A 21134-nucleotide genomic window follows, 5' to 3' on the forward strand; every position below is an offset into this window, starting at 1 on the left:
CCTATATTTATTGTATTCCTCGTGTTTCGTTAAGATCAACTACGAATACAATCCCTTTGTTCGGTTCATTAATATCCTGTTCTCGGCTGATTTTTTGTACGATCTGCTCTACTTGACTCTCCTCAGAGATAATCAGGATCATTTCTTTTTCAGGCACAATATCCATATTGAATATCCTCTTAGCTTCTTTAGAACCAGAACCGCGTGCTTGAATGATTGTTCCGCCTTGGGCACCCGCTTCTTGAGCAAGGTCCATCACATCTTCGGCCTCGCCTTTATTGACTATTGCAAATATCCCCTGATACATTCTTTTATACTCCCTTTCTTCAATTTGCTGTGTCTTTTCTTGAATAGAACCAGTATAAATCCCTAGTACTTGGCTCAGTGAGAGACGAAAGCCAATTCCTTTATTCTTGACATGCATTTTCTTTTTAAATGCAATATAATCCAATGCCTCTGTTGCTTGTTTTTCAGGAGCAATTAGTAGAACGACTTCCTTTCTGACTGTATCTAATCCTAATGCTGCTAATACGCCTTTACTTGACGTTCCTTCGCCATAAAAGACCGTCCCGCCTTCTATCCCTTTTTTTCTTGCTAATTCAATTACTCGATCTGCTTCGTTTGGATTTACTATACAAACGACTAATTCCATTGAATGATTCGTTAATTGCTGCATTTTTTTTTGACTCCTTTCACCCATATATCTCATTTAACTAAAAATAACTGATCTATATTACCTATGATACCTAGCCAACTTTTTCCTTCCCACCATCAACAACAAGCGGTCTTGAAAAAAATTCAGTCTGCTAAATAAACTGAATATGTAGTATTGAATTGAGAAGGATAATGAATTTTAACCTATGACTATTTTATCCGAATGGGTTATTCTAGGGTATTTGCTTAGCTGAGTGTGGGGAAATATCTTATCATTAAAAGGTAAGAACTGTATCAAACATATAAAATAAAAAGTGTTACTTAACAAGCTTACCATATTCATAGCGAGTTTCTAAAGTAAAAAGCAGCATAACACCAATAATCTTTTAGGATAGTTGAAATAGTATAAAAATACGAGAATCTTGAACAATACCAAGATTCTCGCATTTAAATGCTATTCTAATTATGATTAGCTCTTTTGTTCAATTCTTTTTTCTTCAAAATTAATTTTTCAAACTGACTTTCCAGTTCCTGAGAAGGTTCAATACTTATTTTTCCTAGAACTGTGGCAATTTCATTTTCAGTTCTCATCAAATCTTCTTCAATTGAGGTCATTTTTTCTGAATGACCCGAAAGCTGATATTCTCGATAAGTTCCTTCAAATAATTTGATTTGCTTATTATCTATGATTAAAAGTCTGTCAGCGATCTGGTTCATAAATCTTCGGTCGTGCGTAACAAAAAGAACGCTTCCTTCGTAAGCTGATAATAAGGTCTCTAACGCCTCAATTGCTTTGATATCAAGAAAATTCGTCGGTTCATCTAATACCAGCGTATTGTAATCCCCTACAATTAATTTTGCCAGAGCTACTTTTACTCGCTCTCCTCCACTTAAAACATGGACGGGTTTATATACCTCTTCTTGCTTAAATAAGAGCTGTGCTAATACAATACGGATCAATGTCTCTGTTTGCACAGATCCTTCAGCAACATTTTCTAGAATGGTTTTTTTCTCTTTTAAATTACTTAAGTTCTGTGCAAAATAGCCTATTTTCATAGCAGGGGTCTTTTCTATTCCTTCTGAGCCATGTATTATGTGCTGAACCAGTGTTGTCTTTCCGCTACCATTCTGTCCAACGATCGCTATTTTTTCTCCACCTTTAATAAAAAAGGTTGTTGGTCTCCATAACGTTTTTTTGGGAACCTGTACACTAAAGTCAGTTACACGCATTATATATTTATTTATAAACTCTCTAGAATTAGGGATTGTCATTTTGATCGTTTCTGGTTCTTCTGGTTTATCTACTTTTTCTAATTGATCAATTCTCATATCAATTGATTTAGCAGTTTTATAAAGTTTTTGTGCTTTTTTCCGAAAGTAGAAATGCTTAGATTCATCTGTTATTTTATCTGCTTTATTTTTCTTTTTCTCTACTGCTTCCAGCAACTGTTTTTCCTTTTTCTTGTAAGCATCAAAAGAAACCTGTTGCTGTCTGCGTTCTTTTTGCTTTTCTTCTTTATACGTTGAATAGTTTCCAGCATATTCTGTAATTCGTTCATGGCTGATTTCCCATATCTGGTTACAAGTTTTATCCAAAAAGTCACGGTCGTGAGATACAATAATATATGCCCCTTGATATGCAAGAATTTCTTTTTCAAGCCAATCTACGTGCTCTATATCTAAATGTGTTGTTGGTTCATCTGCCAATAAAATTCCAGATTTCTCATTTAACACGGAAATAATCGTGCTTGCTGTGACTTCACCGCCGCTTTTTGTTCCTATTGCTTCCTTGATTTGAGGAAGGAGCGATATCGATTTCTGACGGTTTACTGTACCCGATTCTGGTTGGGTATTGCCTTTTATAATATTCAGTAAAGTCGTCTTGCCACTACCATTAGTTCCTACCAAACCAATCCTATCTCCTGGTTCAATTGTTAAATGATCAGCTTCAAATAATGTTCTTTCTCTGACTGAGTGTTTGATCTGATTTAATTCTAGCCACGCCATATTTATCTTGTCCCTTCTTGTATAAGTGTTTAAACAACAGGATTTTAAGACATCATAAAAGCCTCCTATTCTATCTTTTGATAGAACAAGAGGCAAGTAACTTGGCATATTTATACTAAAAAAGCATTAGATCTTTTGGTCGCTCTCTAGCTTTATTATGCGTCACTGCAATCCTGTACTATCTTGTTTAAGGCATCAAAAATAAAAGTTCTGATTCGAACGTTTTTGCCCTTTCACATTCTGATAATAGGATTAGTTACGCATTGGCTTAGAAAACACTCCATTCTTTTAAAGTTGAATTTATAATACCGCAGGAATGAAGGCTTGTCAACAATCATATGGTAATCAATTTAGTCAAAGTGTACAATTCTATACCAATTGTCCTGATTCGGCTTATAACTGTCTAGATCAAATCCTGATAATGCAAATCCTAGGAAGCTAACTGTAATGCCCAATATAATAAACGATAGACTCAATTTGACTAAGAATTTTCTCCCAATTTTCATCTCTTTTCACTCCTTTTGAATAATAATTGATTTTTAAGATGATTGGTCAGATTCTGACTTTTGACGATAACTTTTTTACTGATACTAACCGTAAATAAGGTAGCAAGCATCCCTATCCCAAACAAGAGCAATCCTAATCCGAATTGTGTAATCCCTATGTGAAAGCCATCCATAAGGGCTAATGGACTAAATACCGTACCCACTAGTCCACCAACTAGTCCTGCAAAGCCGATCGTACCTGTTGTAAGAGGGACACACCAGATAACGATATAGATGCTCAATATAATCAAAGCTAAAGCTAATAATAAACTTCCCCATAAAGGAAATCCCAAAATTAACAAAGCCATTAAATAGGGACTGAATTTTTTGGATATTGGTAAGTTGATTTCTAAAGGCGTTCCTTTAATGGATTCTTTGATCTTTTCTGGACTATCTAATCTACTCACCGCTTCTTCTTCACTTAATCCTTCTTCCATTAAGTCTAATATCATTTCATCATAGTAATCCACTAACTCCTTAACTTCATTCGGCTTCATAATATAAGATAATTGATTACTAAGCTCTTTAATAAACTCTATTCTATTTCTACTCATTCTTCTACACTCCTTTTAATATAGTCATGTATTGCTTCTACTTTTTCCCAAGATTCTAAAAAATTCCGAATACTTTCTAGTCCATTCGGCTGTATTTTATAATATTTTCTAAGTCGACCATTATGCTCGTTAGAATAGGTCTTGACCTTCCCTTGCGTTTCTAGCCTTTTCAAAATAGGATACAAAGTAGATTCCGTTATTGGCAAATGAGATGATACGGTTCTAACAATTTCATATCCATATGAGTCACCATAATTCAGGTTTGCTAAAACATAATATTCAATTAATCCTTTTTTTAATTGTGTATCCACACACCCACACCTCCTTATACACAATACTATATATTACATAGTATTAAATAGCAACTATTTCTTCTTTAAATTTATTCACTCTATTTTTCCTTCATTTATGTGATACAATTTATGGACAAAGTTAAACAAGGAGGGATTATGATTCCCAAAACGAAGCGTAGATTACTACAATTATTAGGGTTTATTATTGGGTTACTATTCGGTTTATGGAGACCACAACAAGTACAGCTAATGTTACCGGTACTAGGAATCAGTGTAGGAATTGGTTATTTTCTACTTTCTAAAGTCACTACTAATAAGCACAAAGATTTAAGTGAAATCAGATGGTTTATCCCTATTCAAATGATCATGTATTTCATAATCGGCGGTGCAATCGGCTCTTCTATTTATCTGTATATGGAACTATACTAAAAAAGCTATCTGACTTGGTTCATTTACCTCTGTCAGATAGCCTTTATCTTGTGGTTAATAACTGCACCATTGCTAAAGCACTTATTAGCTGCCAGGGATACAGACTACTTTCGTTATTTATTAAAAGTAAAGAATGGTTAAAATCATTGGTATATAAGTAATCATTGCGCTTGTTGCTTATTAATGAATCTATCAAACATGACCTTACGTTTATTCCATATGTTCCTTTCAATTTACTATACTGATTCATTATCACTCACAAATCTCTGATTTTTCGAAAACTAAAATACAAGTACACCATAACTTATCGAGTTACGATATACTTGCATCTTATTGAACTATTCTATTTCTGACGTTTAGACTGAATGAATCTCAACAGATATCCTAACGTTGTAATAGCTAATCCGATAAATCCTATATATAGAAGAAATCTTCCTAAAGGGTAATTTAAAGCAGCTTCTCTTTGTGCTGCTCGCAACTGCTCATCAGTCGATAAGTTATAATCTTGGGTAGGTATAAAAATAGCCCACAGAATATAGCCAATTGTATAACCAATTATTATACTTAAAACTGAAGTGATTAAGCCTATAATTAACCATTTATCGAAATTGATTTTCCTCGTTTTTACCTTCTTTTTGTATCCTATTATTTGCAGATTTAAGAGCTGTTATCTCATAACATATGAAATATAAATATTGTAAGGTCTATTGTAACCATTCGTTTCCATAGCCTTTGCATAATTTGCGGCAAATCCAGCAAAACCATCATATTTGCCCCACTCAAAGTCATATACATCAGAAATAAAATAAGCAGTCCTAACCCCAGTACTGGTTTTAGTAAATGTAACAGAATACTTTACATTATGCAAAGCATAATAAGCATCACCGGAATTATAAGCATAAGATCCAGACGCTTTAGGTATAATTTAACCTGAGTCCGCATTTTTCTTAACAATTGAAAGTGATTTTCCGTTTAATCCATCATTCATTTGTTAATAAATCTTTTATTCAAAAATATACATGTTACAAAAACAGAAAAAGGAACGATCTGATAAGTTAGATTCATTCTAGACTTATCAGATCGTTCCTTTTTTACTCTCTAATTTAAAATCTATGACAACAAATGTGGATTTACTGCACCATTGCTAAAGCACCCATTGGGTCCCATGGTTCTAATTCAGTAATTGGTTCTTCAAGTGCTTTCAACCATTTCTCATCAACATACTTTTTACTTACAGTGATTTGATAGTTGTATTCTTCAAACCATTTATTACTCATTGAGTAGATCCCTTTATCCCCAGATTTATCTCCCCAGCTATTTTCAACTTTCCACTTGATTGGGTTACCTTCTTCATCTAAGTCTACGCCGACAAAAACCATAGCATGCGTTAATAAACTTTCACCATAGTCTAATCTTTGGGCTTTAGTTAATTCGATGGCTTCTCCTAATGTTGCTTCATAATCGTATGCATGATGATCCATGATTCCTGCTTTACGATCCAGCATCTTACCAACATCACAACCGAACCAGACTGGTTCTCCATCTTTAATAGCAGCAACGGCAGCATCTTTCAAAACATCAATCGGTACATTGATATAAGTAACTGGTTTTGCTTCTTTTACAGTTCCCAAATATTTCACAGTATAAGCTTTGCCATAAGGTTTATCTTCAGTAGGTGCATTTATAAGACTAACTCTATCTTCTAGGTCCCATGCTACATATTCTTTAAAGAAATCTTGTGGAGTGATATCTTTAATCCGGTGGAACTTATCTTCTTTATCCTTATATTCATAAGTGAAAGTTGTGGGAACTTCTCCTAAAGTTTTGACTAAAAGATTGTAAACAAAGTACAAATACTCATCTTTTTGAGCAAGTAATTCTTCTTTTGTTTTGCCTTCTTTATATGCATCACGGAGTTTAGCAGCAAAATCTCTTAATTTTCCAGTGAGTAAACTATTCAACTCACGTGTGTTTGATGAATGATAGGTTTCTGGCATTACTGATTTAGGTACAGCGCCATATTTTTCTAATAACCCAGAAAACATATCCCATTGTCCACCATCTTGGATAGGATCAAATAATAAATGTTGGACTAGACGCGAATTCAATGGTTCTTCAACAGTATCAATAATATTTTCTAAAAAGTAATTAGACTTTTCAAGTTTGTCCCAGAAAAGCGTATAATTTTGAGAAAACTCAAACGTCTTTATATCAAGTTTTTTCATTGTATCTACTCTTGCTGTATTTAATGCAGCAAACATCCAGCAGCGTCCACTAGATTTCTGATTCGTAATGTCTCCTCTATTTGTTTCATCTGAAAAAACAAATGAATGGCGTCTAAACATATTATTGTCAATTGAGGCATCTGCTATACCTACTTTAGCAATCGCTTGTTTAACCGCATGATTGGCTGAATTTGAATCGAATTTCTTTTGGTACGATGTTAAAAGATTTTCATTGATCGTCATCTGAACTTCCCCTTCTTTGTTGAATTAGTACTATCATACCGAAGAGTTTTGGAAATGACAAGGTGTCATATAAAAAATGACTTATTCATTGAAGAATAAGTCATTTTTCTATAATTATTGTGGAGGAAAAATGACTCCACCAATTATTCTATTATCTGATGCTGTATCCCCTGTTTTGCTGTGAATAATAATGGAAGTTCCATTCTCAGTAGCGAGCGTCCCCTCTTCTTTAGGTAGGATGGATACATTCTCCAGTACAAAGGTTTGATCAACAACACCGTTCTCAGAAACTTCTATTTCTGGTGTATCTGAAAATGAAATCTCCTCTCCAGCATCCTCAAAACTTGGTGGCGTCGCCGATCCATTATCATGAAATTGTACCCTTAATTGTCCGGAATTCACCTTTTCAAGATTCAACGTTAATGACAAGCCTTCTTCACCTTCATCTAATATAGCAGTTCCGACAATTTTAGAATTAGTATTATATAGATCCACCTTAAGTACCGCCATCTGAGCATCTGTTTCAGCAAGGTCGCTCTCTTCTGTTGTAGAACTGTCATTATTCTCTTCTTGGTTTGTTCCTGGGGCAATTTTTGGAGCATCCACATCGGTACAGGCTGTAAGAATAACACTAGCCATTAAAAGCAAGCCACCCTTAGTCCACTTTTTCATTATATTAGCTCCTTCAGTTTAATCCATTTCTTCTTTATTGTACCAATATCGAATCAACATCACGAGAATTATGTATTTTCGACTTATTGTCTTACTGTTTTCGTGATAAAATAAACCACAACAAACGATAAGGATGATGATTAAAAATGAATTATGGTAGTTACCGATTTACACGTGCAGAAATCAACCTAGATCATATTGAATATAATTACAAAAAGATGAAAGATTTTCTTTCTCCTAAAACAAAATTTATGTCTGTAGTCAAAGCCGATGCTTACGGTCATGGGGCAGTTGAAGTTAGTAGAAAATTGGAGAGCTTAGGAACTGATTATCTAGCAGTAGCTGTTTTAGATGAAGCGTTGGAACTAAGAGATGCTGGTATCAAAACACCCATTTTAATGTTTAGCCCTATTGAAGAAGAAACCATTGCTACTGCTATTATAAATGAGATCGCCATCACCGTATTTACCAAAGAAATCGCCCATCTTATCCGCTTAAAAGCTGAAGAATTAAAAAAGACGGCATTAATCCATTTAAAAATAGATTCAGGAATGTCGCGTATTGGTGTTCGCTCTTCTGAAGAAGCCCTAGAAGTAATGAAAGAATTAGACTCTCTTTATATTAAAAATGCCGGAATCTTTACCCACTTTTCCGATGCTGAAAATTTAACTGATCCTTCTTTCACTAAAGAACAATTTCATAAATTTATGACTATTGCCGATTATTTAGAAAGAAAGCATATTCATTTTGAGATTAAGCATTGCTGTAATACCGCTGCAACTCTGGCTTTTCCTGAGTTCCATTTGGATATGATCCGGACAGGGATATCCCTATATGGCTATCATCCAGATAAAAAGATGGAAGAGTTTATTAATTTGAGACCTGTTATGAAATTAACCACACACGCTGCTTTTATTAAAACCATACATCCCGGAGACACCGTTGGATATGGTCGAACCTTTACCGCTGAAAAAGAAATGCAAATTGCCACTATCCTTTTAGGCTATGCTGATGGTATTCCCCGACAATTATCCAATCGATGGTATTTAACTGTAAATAAAGCAAAAGCTCCAATCGTGGGGAGAATTTGCATGGATCAGATCATGTTGGACGTGAGCGAAGTTGATTCTATCTCAAAAGATGACGAAATTGTATTTTTCGGCGATCCTCATCATCAATATCCTTCATTATATACAATGGCTGAATTGACGAACGGATTTCATTATGAACTCTTATGTGGAATTGGAAAAAGAATTCCTCGTGTTTATAAAAAACAAGGCAAGGTAGTTGTTCGAAATAATACATTACTGGATTAATCAATCATTTTGAAATTCAACTATAGAATAACTTGCCAATTTATTAATAAGGTATTATTGCATTATAATTAGTAGTTGACTATTTTTCTATCGTTATGATATGTAACAATACCCTCTAAGAATATTCCATAACTAAATAAGATAAATAAAAAAAGTCAAAGTGCTTAAACAAGCACTTTGACTTTTTCATATCTACTATTAAAATTAATTTAAAATTTGTACTTCCATTGAGCGACGCCCAAATTGAAGTGCTTGTTGAAGATCTGTCATATGGATATCAATACGGTTCCCATTGATTGCCCCACCAGTATCTCCAGCAACAAATTCTCCATATCCTGGGATATAAACTGTAGAACCTAATGGTATAACACTTGGATCAACAGCAATCACATTTGGATTTTCTCTTAAATCAATACCTGAATAGGTAATATTTCCAAGATTAGATTGGTTTCTTGAATAAGCAGTTGCTTCAACCGTAACCGTTCTACCAGCAACTGGCGCAGCTTCTTCTGTTGCGGATGAAGAAGTATTTACCTCAGTTTCTTGAGGTGCTTCGGTAGCTGGTTTACTTTCTTCTTCAACTACTTCTTCCTCTTTAACTGATTCTTCTACTTCATTTGGTGTTTCAGTTTCAACTACTTCTTCTTCAGAAACGTCATAACTAACAACTTCGTCATCGTTTTCAACAGAAATAATTGAAGAATCTCCACTCAAATAGATTGTTGTTCCAACATGAATCATGCTGCGATTATCAATGTCATTAACTTTAGCTAATTTATCTACTGATAAGTCAGTAGCTTCAGAAATACCCCAAAGAGTATCTCCCCATTGGAAAGTATAACTTACTGATTCTTGATCATTCTGGTCCGCTTTCTGTTCTTCAATTTCAGATGTAATTTCTGCAACTGTTCTTGGTTCCCAGTTTTTAGCTGACATCTCTTCTGCACTTGCTTCGTTTGTTGCTCCAAAAGTTATCATTGATGCGAACGCAATCGTCGCTCCTGCTTTAATTAAATATTTCTGCACTGTAGACATAAGTTGTCGTGCTCCTTTTCATTTAGTCGATATCATATGATTGATCATCTGTCGCAAATGCTTGAATGTATAATAGATTAATTGTCAAAATTTCTAATCTATCTGCGACCAGAAGTAATCTTACCACGTTATCTAAAAAATAAAAGGGGGATATGCCTGTTGTTACGCCTTTTTAGTGTTTCTGTATTATTGTACTTACTTTTTTACAGTTGTGTTGCAGAACATTACTAATAACACTATTTAGTAAAATCAAGAAATTATGTTTGGTTTATACATAATAATATACATTTAGCATTGAATGATTGTATATTAATACTTTAACAATCAGTTTGTCTGTCATAGTGTTTACATTTCTTTCGCTTCACTTTCAAAAGGATCCGTTTTCACCAGTATTTGCTGTAATATTCCGTACACCTAAAATTATTTGTCAATTGACTACATTTCTATTGAATCAGTTGTTTCTGATCATTGTAAAATCGTTTATAAGCTAAAAAACTTGCGATTACACTAGAAATACTCGTAACTGCAATAAGCATAAACATTACGACAATCTGATACCGAATTGCTTCCGTAGGTTCTACTCCTGCAAATATCAACCCTGACATCATCCCGGGTAAACTAACCAGTCCTACTGTTTTTGTACTATCTATTGAAGGAGTCATACCTGTTTTAACGCTCTCTCTAATAATACTCATTGAAGCTTGCTTCTCATTTGCTCCTAATGCTAATTTTTCTAATACTTGTTGTCTCTGATCTTGGAATTTCTGATTAAGGGCACGATAAGTCAATCCCATCGCCACCATAGCATTACTAGCTATCATTCCTGTGATAGGTACAATCTGTGAAGGCACCCACTCAATAGCTCCAGTGAAAACTAACAACCCTAACGTAATTGCTGTACCTGTTCCTAAAGAAAATATAGAAATTTTAAACGAATCAGGTATGCCTTCACTTCTTTTATGAGCATTATAAGCAGCATTGAACACAATAAATAATACCATTGCTAATGTCACCAACACATTATCTAACTGGAAAATATAACTTAATACATATCCTATGATAAAGAGCTGAATGACTGCTCTCAATCCTGCTATAAAGATTTCATTTCCAAGCCCTAATTTCTGCTTGTAGTCGATAAAGATTGCGATCATTAAAAGTCCTGTAGAAAATATTAATGACAGATTATTGATTTCAAGATTATTTCCCATCATTTTCCTCCAAACGGCCGTTTACAATATGCAGAAGTCTAGTTGAATCTGCAAGTTCGGTTTCATCATGTGTAATCTTTACAATAGTAACTTGTTTCTCTTTATTCAAATCCGAAAGGACTGAATGTATAATGGCTTTGTTATTAGCATCTAAAGAACTTGTTACTTCATCTAATAACAATACTTCTGGCTGAAATAAAAGATTCCGAACCAGTGCCACTCGCTGCTTTTCTCCACCAGATAATTCTGCAACTGGTTTATTATAATAGGATTCAGGAATCTTCACTTTTTCTAAATATGACTTAATGTATCTTTCATCAGCTACCTTATCTCTTATGAAATAAGGGAAAACCAAGTTATCTTTCACGGTTTGATCGAATAAAGAAGCATTCTGAAAAAAATAAGAAACTTCTTTTCGATAAATTTCCGGATCAATCTTCTTTAATTCTTTCCCTTTATAAACAATTGTTCCCTCAGTGGGACTGAATAAACTTCCGATAAGTTTGAGTAACGTACTTTTCCCGCTACCAGAAGGGCCCGTAATGGTCAAGACTTCTCCTTTTTGAATATCGAAAGTAATATCTTCTAAAATCATTTCTTGAGCAATCTTAAAACTAATCTGCTTTAGAGATATAATTGGTGTATCCATTTTATCACTCCATGTATGTTATTTCTGTATTAGTGGTCACTGTAACCCTTGTTCTTCGGCTTCTGTTATTCTTTCAGCCTGTTCTTCCTGTGGTAAATAGGTAAATCCTTCTCCAGTAACTTCTTGTACATCTGAAATAGTCACAAATGCATTGGGATCGATGGCTTCAACAATTCTTTTTATTGATAATACTTCACGACGGCTAATAATAATATATAAAACTTGTTTTTTATTACCCGTATAGTGACCACTTCCATCCAGCAGAGTAATTCCTCGCCCAATCTGTGTTTCAATCTGTTTAGCGATCGCATCATATTTTTCTGAAATAATAAAAATAGATTTCCTTGGATTTAATCCTTCCAAAACAAAGTCAATCATCTTAGTTTGAATATATAAATTGACTAATGTAAGAAAGACATTCTCTGTTCCAATAATAAACACACTTGGTAAGACAATAAATATATCAATTAATAGTAATGAAGTTGGAATGTTTATTCCAAGGTATTTTTGCATAATCTTTGCTAAAATATCACTTCCCGCTGTAGTTCCGTGACCCAGCATAATCAACCCGATTCCGGCACCCATAAAAATCCCTGACCCAATAGGCGCAAGTAATGTTGTTTCAGGAATAAATTCCCATTTTGTTACAACTAAAAGCAATACTGATATAATTCCATTAGCTACAAGAGTATAATTCAATGTTTTTTTATCAAGAAATTTATATCCAATTGCAATAATCACGATATTACAAATGAAAATGGTATAGGATGGCTCTATTTTTGTAAGATAAAAAAGAATCAAGGAGAATCCAGTTAGTCCCCCTTCTGCTAAATCATTTGGAACAGTAAACACGTTAACACTGATGGCATACAAAAAAGAACCGATAATAATTAACATCATGTTCTTAGCTGTTTCTTTATTTGCGATTGATTTCATTATTGTTCTCCCTTCTAAATACTTCTTTCCCCCCTACTATTGTAGAAAGAACTTGTACTTCTTTGAGTTCATGTGGTTCACAAGTAAAGATATTTCGGTCTAACAGAACAAAATCTGCTAAGTATCCAGGTTTAATTCTTCCTTTAATATTTTCCTCAAAACTCGCATAGGCACTTTCATAAGTATAAGCGTCTATTGCAGCAAAAATATCCATTGCTTCTTCTGGTAAAAAAGCATATCCCGCCTGTTCGTCTAATCGTTTACGCGTGACAGCGCAATATAGGTTAGCCCACGGATTAAACGTTACTATAGGGGCATCCGTACTAAGTGATTGATGTACTCCTGCTTCTCTTAACGTTTCAAATGCATAAGACCCATGTGCACGTGTTCCCCCAATTCTCTCATACAGGATGGGAATGTCATCATTTAAGAAAATAGGCTGTACATAAGTCAGATACCCTTTATCAATCACACGCTCCAGTAAATCCTTACCCGTTATTTGAATATGGTTAATACCTAATCGCAGGTCATTTGGCTTACCTGCTAAAGCATAATCAAAAGCATCTAGGATTCTCTCAACACCTTTATCTCCAATACCATGTATAATAACTTGGAAATCATTATCTACTGCAACCTGTACTTCATGGTTCAATTGCTCTTGTGTTTTCGTTTCAACGCCATAGTTTCCCGGATCATCAGAGTAAGCTTCTCTAAGTGCTGCTGTTCTTGCTCCCAATGTACCGTCTGAAAATAACTTTACAGGCCCGATTTGATTATAGAGACTACCTTGTCCAAGTTTATAGCCTTTATCAAAGAATGGCTGCATATAGGCATCGTCATTGAACCAGATTTGATGGTAAAACCGCAGACTCAATTTCTTTTCAGCTTCTAACTCTTGATACAAAGACAACGTATCTGCGATTTTATCATCCTTTGCATCATTCACATGCATGGAGGTAAGCCCATAACTATTTGCCAATTTCATAGCTTGATTCAATAACTTTTTCTTTTCTTCTCTGCTGGATTCTGGAAGAAATGGCCGTACCAAATCAATAGCTCCTTCTGTTAATACTCCGGTAGGTTCACCATTAGCATCTTTTTTAACTTCTCCACCATTTTTTGGAAAAGAATACTTGGTAATATTCAGTTGTTCGATAGCTTTTGAATTTAAACTCATGATATGACGATCGACTCGCACCATTGCAATAGGGATTGTTGTAGAAATCTTATCTAGGTCTGTTCGATCAGGAATTTTCTGAATATCTGTAAAGTAATTCTGATTCCAACCTTCCGTATACAAGAAGTCTTCTTCGGTATACTTTTTTTCTTTGATATAATTTCTAGAACGTTCAATCAATTCCTGCATAGAGGTTACATCAGTTAATTTTAGCATTTCTAAATATTCTGCTGTCATAAGAAAGTGAAGATGAGCGTCATTCAAACCTGGAATAACTGTAGTCCCTTTTAAATCAATTACTTCTGCTTCATCTTTATACTTGTTATACAGTTCACGTCCTCCAACAGCTTTTATGTACTCATCATCTACTAACATTGCTGTAGCAAACTGTTCTCTTTCTATGTAGATTGTTCCATTTATATACAATTCCAACCAACTTCGCCTCCTAAATTCAATTCCTATTGTATCACGAGAATGAGCTGTGAATACAGTTTTTAAAATTAACTATAATTAATCCAGGTCAAAAAAATAGTCCTATTTAACTTAGCTTAACGTCTAAAGAAATGAAAAATTTTTATTACCTGAAAACAAAAAAATTCTGCCTGATTAATTAATCGGGCAGAAATTTGTTTTCCAATCTATACCAATTTACAGCCAACTACCTGTAAATTGATGTATTCCATATGTGTTATCTGTTGCATCAACTTCTCTAGTCCAATAATCTTTTGGAGAGAAATACTCTAGCGGGAATATATGACAGTTTTCAACTACTTGTTTAGTATTATCTGGTTTCAATCCGCGTTCTGTCATAATCTCCGTGATTCTAATGACATTTGTTTTGCGGTCATGAGAACCATCTTCTTGTATAAATGTACGTCCATCATAATCGTTGTACAATTCTTCAATAAACGGATGATGCGGTTCTGCTCCGATTATCCCTGTTGAAATCTCTGTTTCAATTTCAAAGCTGAAGAATGCTGGGAGATCTCTAAAATCATCAATTGGTTTTATTAATTCCATGTCTGTATCTACATAAACGCCTCCATATTCTTTCAAAGCGTATAATCTAGCTACATCTGATACAAAAGCCCACTGTTTTTCATCGTAAGCCTGTTTAGTATAAATCCCATGATCTTCTGGTTTGAAATTTGATTCATCCCACACCATGATTTCCCAGTCTGGACAATATTTTTTCCAACTTGCTAAACATTTTTTTTCTAGTTCTCCTAGTTCATTTCCACCAAACCAAGCATAATGTATAATTTTAGGTATCATTTCTCTCTCTCCTTAGTTAATTAGATAGTTATCATGAAATTTTCCTGAAAACTTTAATCTAATTGTAACAAAGAGATCCCTATAAAATCGAATAAAAGGCTTGAGTAGTTAAAAATTCATTTCATATTAGCTATATTCATGTTTTTAAATCATTATCTATTCTTATTTAAGAATCTTCTGCAAAACGTTCACGATTAATTTCCATATTATCTGACATTGGTTTTATTTTTTGTTTATACACATATCGCATAGCGATAGCAGAAAAGACAACGGCAACGGCTTCAGATATGACAATTGCCCACCACACTGCATGGACATTTCCTGTGAGCGATAATAAATATGCTGCAGGAATTAACACAACCAGCTGTCTAATGACATTTACCCATAAACTAAGCATGCCATTTCCCAAAGCTTGGAATACAGTCCCCATAATTATACTGAAACCTGCTAATATAAAACTGATACTAATTGTTCTAAGTGCAGACACTCCAATTGCTGTCATTTCTTCTGAAGCACTAAAGAGACCTAGCAGTTGCGTGGGAAAGAGTTGAAATAATATTGTTCCTGTTAACATTAAACTAATTGCATAAATGAGGCAAATTTGAATTGCTTGAATCATCCGTTTTTTGTTTCTAGCTCCATAATTAAATGAAACAATAGGAATCATTCCATTGTTCAAGCCAAAAACCGGCATAAAAGCAAATCCTTGTAGACGAATATAAACCCCATATACAGCTGTAGCAGTTGAAGTAAATTGTAGTAAAATATTGTTTAATAAGAATGTAACTAATGATGTTATTGAGGTCATTATCATAGAGGGTATTCCTACAGAATAGATTCGTTTGATCACTGTCCAATTCGGTCGGAAACCTTTGTATTTCATATCTACATCATCATTAAATTTAGCGTTAAAAGTGAAGGCCATCAATGCTGAAACAATTTGAGCGAATACCGTGGCAATAGCCGCTCCATAAACACCCATAGCAGGAAATCCAAATAGTCCAAAAATCAGAATAGGATCCAATGCTATATTTAAAATTGCGCCTGTTCCCTGAGTGATCATCGTGTACATTGTCCTACCAGTCGCCTGAAGTGTACGTTCATAGACGAACTGCATGAATTTCCCAATAGAAAAGGTTGTTATAATCATCGTATATTCTATTCCATACTGAATAATAACTGGATTATCTGTTTGAGCTTGAAAAAAAGGACGAATTAATAATAATCCTAATATCAAAAATATTGCATAATGAATGAATCCTAAAAAGACCCCATTATTGGCAGTTTCACTTGCTAAATCTCTTCTGTCTTCTCCCAATCTTTTCGATAGCTCTGCATTCATCCCTACTCCTGAACCCACTTGTATAGCGAGCATTAACATTTGAACAGGATAGGCAAGAGAAAGAGCAGCCAATGCCTCTTCGCTGATCTGTGCCACAAACATACTATCTACTACATTGTATAGCGATTGAATCAGCATTGAAATCATCATTGGTAATGATAAATTTAATACAAGTCTGTTCATTGGCATTGTTCCTAATTTGTTTGATTTCATATTTTTCATAGATTACACACCTATTCTACCTATCTGAAAATTTATTTTTAATCTTACCTAATATTTTAGTTAACTTTGCTATTATACCCAAATCATAAACCGAATAAAAGCAGAACCTTTTTTTCTTCAATTTTACCTGTAACAATGAGTTAAATAGATACCTCCCAAACTGAAATCTAGCATTTTTTTATTTTTCTGATACAATATTGTAGAGATAAAAATAAGGAGCTGGAATATCGTATGAAAGTTATTAGAAAATTAATCACTTTACTTCTTGCCATAGTTTTCGGTTTCTGGTTAGCAACGACGGGGATTCTACATGGTACTGTTGTTGGAGAGTGGTTGGAAACAGTTGTAAATATCATTCCTTCTCCAAGCGAGTGGACAGACTTTAGTCGCTCAACTAATAGATCCCTCCATATGAATACTCAAGGAGACTCGCTAGACATAAGTAAAGAATCCGACCAATCGGTTTCCACACCTCCATTAAAAACTTCTGAAGTAGATTACCAAGTAGTTGAAGAGCGTATTTTTGTTCTATTAAATAATTTAAGACAAGAACAGGGATTAAATAACTTGAAAAAAAATGACATACTAAAAAAAGCTGCAGACCTTAGAGCTAAGGAGACAGAAACCTCTTTCTCACATACTCGTCCTAACGGGAAAAATCCATTTACTGTTTTTGAAGAAAATGGGTTAGCTTATCCTTATCGTGTTGTCGGAGAGAATCTAGGAATGGCTACGTATTATTTAGATGAAAAAGAAATGGCTGAACTATTATTTAATGGCTGGGTCGAAAGTGAAGGTCACTACGAAAACATGGTGCGCCCTGAGTATGAAGAAATTGGAATTGGTGTCCATTATGATGGTGAGTTTTTATATGCTACTCAAATGTTTGGAACCCCTATTTAATAAAAAATTAGCAATCATAAAAATCCTATAAACAGCTAGTGCTTACTCACCATAAAAGCACTAGCTGTTTTATATATTTTCCTATTTCAACTTACATCTAATAGAAATAGCTCTAACCTCATTTACATTCGGTACTGCTTATACAAATCTGGTCGTCGATCCTGAAATACATTGATTTGTTCTTTAGTAACTTTGCGTTTCTTTAAATCTAAGGTTGCATTTAAAATAACTTCTTCGTTTTTTGAAGTAGCTAATTTTTCCCCAAAAGGATCCACTATAAGGGAATGCCCACAAAAGGTGAGCTTATCTGTCGTTCCTACGCTATTTACTCCTACTACAAATAACTGATTTTCAATTGCTCTTGCTTGCAGCAAAATCTCCCAATGGGACGCTCGAGGATTTGGCCATGCCGCAGGAATAAACAAAATTTCAATATCTGCTAATGCCAGTAACCTTATCCATTCTACAAATCTCAAATCATAGCAGGTGGCTATCCCTACCTTTACTCCGTCTAATTCGAATATCCCTAATTGATGACCTGACGTAAATTTATTCTGTTCTTTAGACGGAGAAAACAAGTGTACTTTATGATAAGTGTGGACTAGCTTTCCTTCTCGATCAAATTGGTAACTTGAATTATAGTACTGGTCATCATAAACAGCCGCTACTGTTCCTCCTACGATATTCACTTGATACATTTTACTCAAACGGCTAAGAAAAGCTCTAGATCGTTTACCTTCCTGGTCTGCATTCTTTTGAATATCATCTGGAAAGAAAGATACATTCCACATTTCAGGTAATACAATCGTATCTGGTTGAAAAGTTTCCATTGTTTTCTTTATCTTTTTTTCAATCTTATTCTCATTCTGATCCGGATTATCAAATGCCAAGTTTAACTGGATTGCACTAACTTTCATTTTGTTCATCACCATTCTCTATTTTAATGATCAAATAAAAAACCTTCTATTAATAAAATGATACAAATTTCTATTCTTTAAATCAATTTTACCATCAACACTCTATACTTGTAATACACTTGATTTTCCAAACTAGTCTACCATAATTTATTGTACTACTTTTAATTAATCAGCCTGATTAATTAAATCGTTATTCATGTTATAAGCTAAGAAATATTTTTATTTGACTATATTTTGTATAACATCTATTTGAATTTTTTCTCGAACTTATCTTCATCAAAATCCAGAAGTTACAATTGCAAATAAACTAAATACCATTCGCACAAATCGCTCTTAAGAACGCTTATAAACGTTAATATAGTTTTATCTAAATTTATAACTATTGAATTCACATCATAATTAGTGTATAAATAGTATATAGTAGTAAACGATTTCAACGTAGGATTTATGGCGCTGCTAATTTTTTATCAAGTATATGAAAATGTTCGTTCTTTTGAGAAATAAATGTAAACGCGTTCAGACTTGCTGATAATTAGAATGCCTGCCGAGTAGCCTACAGCTATCGTATACGTATTAAAATTGTTTCAAAAAAGGGGAAATTACTATGTCAACGAAAACTATTATGTTAGTATGTGCTGCCGGAATGAGTACTAGTATGCTCGTTACAAAAATGCAAAAAGCTGCTGAAGCAGATGGAATAGAAACTGACATCTTTGCAGTTTCAGCAAATGAAGCAGATAGCTATCTAGAATCTAAACCTGTAGATGTATTAATGTTAGGCCCTCAAGTGAAATTCTTAAAAAAACAAATGGAAACAAAAGTTGAAGGAAAAGGCATCCCTGTAGAAGTAATCGACATGAGAGATTACGGTATGATGAATGGGAAAAAAGTTCTAGACAAAGCTTTAGAATTAAGCAACTAATTTCTTTAACAATTATTCATGAAAATGCCTTAAGAAAGGAAGTTAATATGTCAGAAAAATCACAAGAACAAGAAGAAATGCTGCAAACTATCATGGGATTAATTATGCATGGTGGTGACGCTAAAGGTAACGCAATGGAAGCCATTCAATCAGCTAAAGAAAATGATTTCGAAGCTGCTGAAGCGAGCTTGAAATTAGCAGATGAAGCTTTAACACGTGCACACCATTCTCAGACTGGATTATTGACAAGAGAAGCCTCAGGAGATAGTGTAGAACTCTCTTTATTGATGGTACATGGTCAAGACCACTTGATGAATGCTATTACATTTAAAGACTTAGCTGTAGAAATCGTAGATTTATATAAAACACGTTGATAACTTTATTAAAAAGGGACCTTAGAAAAATCTAAGGTCCCTTTTGTTTACCCTTAAAATAACTGCTCCATTTCTTTTACTTTTGTATATAATGCTTTATTGACAGGTGTTGGAATATTATGTTCTTTAGACTTGGCTAAAATGGTTCCTGCAAACAGTTCTACTTCAGTTGGTCTTTTGGCTAGACCATCTTGTCGCATTGAAGGCATACCGTCTGGATCTACTGTATCAATAATATCAAATGCATTTTGAATATGTTCTTCCTGCAATGGAATTCCTTCTGCTTTTGCTATCAATACAACTTCTGCCATCGCTGCCCAAGCCTGTTGATGAAAGTTTCCTCCTGTCTGAATATCTTTATAAGTTGTTTCGTTTACCATCACAACTTGATTTACCCCTACATTCATAATAAATTTCTGCCAGATTTTCAACAGAATATCTTCTTCTATAGTATATGGAAATTGGGCTTCATCGAATAATTCTTTCACCTTCATCAGTCTTTGCACTTTTTCTGGTACATCGGCTCCAATCTGAAGCCATCCCTTTACTTTAGAGCGTACGTTTTGTCCTTCTCTTGTCGCATCCATTCCGATTGCAACCGTAGGAATTACTTTTTCATATCCAAATCTGGCTCCTAGAATTTGTTCACTGGAAATTCCGTTGATTAGTGAAAGTATAGTGGTATGTTCTCCAACCTGATTTTTCATTGATTCCATGCCGCTATCTAGTGTTAGAGATTTGGTACAGACAATGATCAAATCAGCCGGAATTCCCTTATCAGTCTCTAATACATAATTGAAATCGCAAGCTTTCCCATTTAGTGAAACGCCTTCATTCTCATATCTTGCTTTCCTTTCTTCATTTACTATTATTTTTACGCGATTTTTTCCTAATGCTTCTGATAAGTGCTGTCCATATAAAATACCTAGTGCACCTAAGCCAACGATTGCGATTATTTGTTTAGTCATTTCTACTTCACCATTCTTTCGATTATCATTTATGTATTTATCATAGAACCTATCTTACCATATTCATGATTCATGGGTATATTTTCAGTTTTGATTTGTAGCTCAAGATTGAAATGATTGACGAGTTAGATGTAATCGGATTTCTCTTCTTACTTACTGCGACTTGTTGCTCGCGAGTTAGACGTAATTGACTTTCTCTTCTTACTCACTATCATTAGTTGCTCACGAGTTAGACGTAATTGATTTGCTCTTCTTACTTACTACCATT

General features: G+C 34.3%; 21 protein-coding genes. 5 read left to right on the forward strand and 16 right to left on the reverse strand.

Annotated features, from left to right (window positions below):
* Positions 1-7: 7 nt before the first annotated feature.
* From BLT22_RS07105 to BLT22_RS07120, 5 genes are all read right to left on the reverse strand, one after another.
* Positions 8-676 carry a P-II family nitrogen regulator gene (locus BLT22_RS07105; protein ID WP_176935375.1) on the reverse strand — a complete coding sequence of 223 codons (669 nt, stop codon included), beginning with the start codon at positions 674-676 and terminating at the stop codon, positions 8-10.
* 437 nt (positions 677-1113) lie between these two features.
* Positions 1114-2661, reverse strand: a complete 1548-nt coding sequence (gene abc-f, locus BLT22_RS07110) for a ribosomal protection-like ABC-F family protein (protein ID WP_087057808.1) — start codon at positions 2659-2661, stop codon at positions 1114-1116.
* A 350-nt stretch (positions 2662-3011) separates the two neighbouring features.
* Positions 3012-3167: a hypothetical protein gene (locus BLT22_RS12345; RefSeq protein ID WP_171034301.1), complete on the reverse strand. Its 156-nt coding sequence runs from the start codon at positions 3165-3167 to the stop codon at positions 3012-3014.
* Complete coding sequence (locus tag BLT22_RS07115; protein ID WP_091761992.1) at positions 3164-3760, reverse strand: DUF1700 domain-containing protein; 597 nt, start codon at positions 3758-3760, stop codon at positions 3164-3166. The genes BLT22_RS12345 and BLT22_RS07115 overlap by 4 nt, the downstream gene beginning before the upstream one ends.
* The gene (locus BLT22_RS07120; protein ID WP_091761994.1) at positions 3757-4071 is read right to left on the reverse strand and encodes a PadR family transcriptional regulator; all 315 of its coding nucleotides are present in this window, start codon (positions 4069-4071) and stop codon (positions 3757-3759) included. The genes BLT22_RS07115 and BLT22_RS07120 overlap by 4 nt, the downstream gene beginning before the upstream one ends.
* A 138-nt stretch (positions 4072-4209) precedes the next feature.
* Here BLT22_RS07120 and BLT22_RS07125 point away from each other — a divergent pair, with 138 nt between their 5' ends.
* Entirely contained in the window at positions 4210-4482 is a 273-nt protein-coding gene (locus BLT22_RS07125) for a hypothetical protein (protein ID WP_091761996.1), read from the forward strand.
* A 1130-nt stretch (positions 4483-5612) separates the two neighbouring features.
* Here the strand turns inward: BLT22_RS07125 and BLT22_RS07135 are convergent.
* Together BLT22_RS07135 and BLT22_RS07140 are read right to left on the reverse strand one after the other, a co-directional pair.
* On the reverse strand, positions 5613-6950 hold the full coding sequence (locus tag BLT22_RS07135) for a C1 family peptidase (RefSeq protein ID WP_087057982.1): 1338 nt from the start codon (positions 6948-6950) through the stop codon (positions 5613-5615).
* A 114-nt stretch (positions 6951-7064) separates the two neighbouring features.
* Entirely contained in the window at positions 7065-7622 is a 558-nt protein-coding gene (locus tag BLT22_RS07140; protein WP_091762000.1) for a hypothetical protein, read from the reverse strand.
* A 146-nt stretch (positions 7623-7768) separates the two neighbouring features.
* On the opposite strand from BLT22_RS07140, the gene alr reads away from it, so the two are divergent.
* Complete coding sequence (alr, locus tag BLT22_RS07145; protein WP_091762002.1) at positions 7769-8938, forward strand: alanine racemase; 1170 nt, start codon at positions 7769-7771, stop codon at positions 8936-8938.
* Between the two features lie 204 nt (positions 8939-9142).
* Here alr and BLT22_RS07150 read toward each other — a convergent pair whose 3' ends face one another.
* The 7 genes from BLT22_RS07150 to BLT22_RS07180 form a co-directional block, all read right to left on the reverse strand.
* On the reverse strand, positions 9143-9973 hold the full coding sequence (locus BLT22_RS07150) for a 3D domain-containing protein (RefSeq protein ID WP_087057989.1): 831 nt from the start codon (positions 9971-9973) through the stop codon (positions 9143-9145).
* A 443-nt stretch (positions 9974-10416) separates the two neighbouring features.
* Entirely contained in the window at positions 10417-11181 is a 765-nt protein-coding gene (locus BLT22_RS07155) for an ABC transporter permease (protein WP_091762004.1), read from the reverse strand.
* On the reverse strand, positions 11171-11830 hold the full coding sequence (locus tag BLT22_RS07160) for an ABC transporter ATP-binding protein (RefSeq protein ID WP_091762006.1): 660 nt from the start codon (positions 11828-11830) through the stop codon (positions 11171-11173). The genes BLT22_RS07155 and BLT22_RS07160 overlap by 11 nt, the downstream gene beginning before the upstream one ends.
* Positions 11831-11866: 36 nt before the next feature.
* A complete protein-coding gene (locus BLT22_RS07165; protein ID WP_091762008.1) occupies positions 11867-12766 on the reverse strand; it encodes a YitT family protein in 900 nt (299 codons plus the stop codon).
* Entirely contained in the window at positions 12747-14375 is a 1629-nt protein-coding gene (locus BLT22_RS07170) for an amidohydrolase (RefSeq protein ID WP_091762010.1), read from the reverse strand. The genes BLT22_RS07165 and BLT22_RS07170 overlap by 20 nt, the downstream gene beginning before the upstream one ends.
* A 216-nt stretch (positions 14376-14591) precedes the next feature.
* Positions 14592-15218 carry a glycosyltransferase family 32 protein gene (locus BLT22_RS07175; RefSeq protein ID WP_091762012.1) on the reverse strand — a complete coding sequence of 209 codons (627 nt, stop codon included), beginning with the start codon at positions 15216-15218 and terminating at the stop codon, positions 14592-14594.
* A 166-nt stretch (positions 15219-15384) separates the two neighbouring features.
* The gene (locus tag BLT22_RS07180; protein WP_091762014.1) at positions 15385-16782 is read right to left on the reverse strand and encodes an MATE family efflux transporter; all 1398 of its coding nucleotides are present in this window, start codon (positions 16780-16782) and stop codon (positions 15385-15387) included.
* A gap of 231 nt (positions 16783-17013) precedes the next feature.
* Between BLT22_RS07180 and BLT22_RS07185 the strand changes: the two genes are divergently transcribed.
* Positions 17014-17685: a CAP domain-containing protein gene (locus BLT22_RS07185; protein WP_091762016.1), complete on the forward strand. Its 672-nt coding sequence runs from the start codon at positions 17014-17016 to the stop codon at positions 17683-17685.
* Between the two features lie 122 nt (positions 17686-17807).
* Here the strand turns inward: BLT22_RS07185 and BLT22_RS07190 are convergent, their stop codons facing one another.
* Positions 17808-18611, reverse strand: a complete 804-nt coding sequence (locus tag BLT22_RS07190; protein WP_218127251.1) for a carbon-nitrogen family hydrolase — start codon at positions 18609-18611, stop codon at positions 17808-17810.
* Between the two features lie 595 nt (positions 18612-19206).
* Here BLT22_RS07190 and BLT22_RS07195 point away from each other — a divergent pair.
* Positions 19207-19524: a PTS sugar transporter subunit IIB gene (locus BLT22_RS07195; RefSeq protein ID WP_091762018.1), complete on the forward strand. Its 318-nt coding sequence runs from the start codon at positions 19207-19209 to the stop codon at positions 19522-19524.
* 47 nt (positions 19525-19571) lie between these two features.
* A complete protein-coding gene (locus BLT22_RS07200) occupies positions 19572-19898 on the forward strand; it encodes a PTS sugar transporter subunit IIA (RefSeq protein ID WP_087058005.1) in 327 nt (108 codons plus the stop codon).
* A gap of 53 nt (positions 19899-19951) precedes the next feature.
* Here the strand turns inward: BLT22_RS07200 and BLT22_RS07205 are convergent, their stop codons facing one another.
* Positions 19952-20866 (reverse strand): ketopantoate reductase family protein, encoded by a 915-nt coding sequence (locus BLT22_RS07205; RefSeq protein WP_091762020.1) that lies wholly within the window; start codon positions 20864-20866, stop codon positions 19952-19954.
* Positions 20867-21134 lie beyond the last annotated feature (268 nt).

It is taken from the genome of Marinilactibacillus psychrotolerans (genome assembly GCF_900101525.1).
GTDB lineage: Bacteria > Bacillota > Bacilli > Lactobacillales > Carnobacteriaceae_A > Marinilactibacillus > Marinilactibacillus psychrotolerans.

Bases quoted from the DNA above. Each gene is read 5' to 3' on its own strand.
- BLT22_RS07105 (WP_176935375.1), bottom strand. From the start codon at position 676: ATGCAGCAATTAACGAATCATTCAATGGAATTAGTCGTTTGTATAGTA.
- abc-f (WP_087057808.1), bottom strand. From the start codon at position 2,661: ATGGCGTGGCTAGAATTAAATCAGATCAAACACTCAGTCAGAGAAAGA.
- BLT22_RS12345 (WP_171034301.1), bottom strand. From the start codon at position 3,167: ATGAAAATTGGGAGAAAATTCTTAGTCAAATTGAGTCTATCGTTTATT.
- BLT22_RS07115 (WP_091761992.1), bottom strand. From the start codon at position 3,760: ATGAGTAGAAATAGAATAGAGTTTATTAAAGAGCTTAGTAATCAATTA.
- BLT22_RS07125 (WP_091761996.1), top strand. From the start codon at position 4,210: ATGATTCCCAAAACGAAGCGTAGATTACTACAATTATTAGGGTTTATT.
- BLT22_RS07135 (WP_087057982.1), bottom strand. From the start codon at position 6,950: ATGACGATCAATGAAAATCTTTTAACATCGTACCAAAAGAAATTCGAT.
- BLT22_RS07140 (WP_091762000.1), bottom strand. From the start codon at position 7,622: ATGAAAAAGTGGACTAAGGGTGGCTTGCTTTTAATGGCTAGTGTTATT.
- alr (WP_091762002.1), top strand. From the start codon at position 7,769: ATGAATTATGGTAGTTACCGATTTACACGTGCAGAAATCAACCTAGAT.
- BLT22_RS07150 (WP_087057989.1), bottom strand. From the start codon at position 9,973: ATGTCTACAGTGCAGAAATATTTAATTAAAGCAGGAGCGACGATTGCG.
- BLT22_RS07155 (WP_091762004.1), bottom strand. From the start codon at position 11,181: ATGGGAAATAATCTTGAAATCAATAATCTGTCATTAATATTTTCTACA.
- BLT22_RS07160 (WP_091762006.1), bottom strand. From the start codon at position 11,830: ATGGATACACCAATTATATCTCTAAAGCAGATTAGTTTTAAGATTGCT.
- BLT22_RS07165 (WP_091762008.1), bottom strand. From the start codon at position 12,766: ATGAAATCAATCGCAAATAAAGAAACAGCTAAGAACATGATGTTAATT.
- BLT22_RS07175 (WP_091762012.1), bottom strand. From the start codon at position 15,218: ATGATACCTAAAATTATACATTATGCTTGGTTTGGTGGAAATGAACTA.
- BLT22_RS07180 (WP_091762014.1), bottom strand. From the start codon at position 16,782: ATGAAAAATATGAAATCAAACAAATTAGGAACAATGCCAATGAACAGA.
- BLT22_RS07185 (WP_091762016.1), top strand. From the start codon at position 17,014: ATGAAAGTTATTAGAAAATTAATCACTTTACTTCTTGCCATAGTTTTC.
- BLT22_RS07190 (WP_218127251.1), bottom strand. From the start codon at position 18,611: ATGAACAAAATGAAAGTTAGTGCAATCCAGTTAAACTTGGCATTTGAT.
- BLT22_RS07195 (WP_091762018.1), top strand. From the start codon at position 19,207: ATGTCAACGAAAACTATTATGTTAGTATGTGCTGCCGGAATGAGTACT.
- BLT22_RS07200 (WP_087058005.1), top strand. From the start codon at position 19,572: ATGTCAGAAAAATCACAAGAACAAGAAGAAATGCTGCAAACTATCATG.
- BLT22_RS07205 (WP_091762020.1), bottom strand. From the start codon at position 20,866: ATGACTAAACAAATAATCGCAATCGTTGGCTTAGGTGCACTAGGTATT.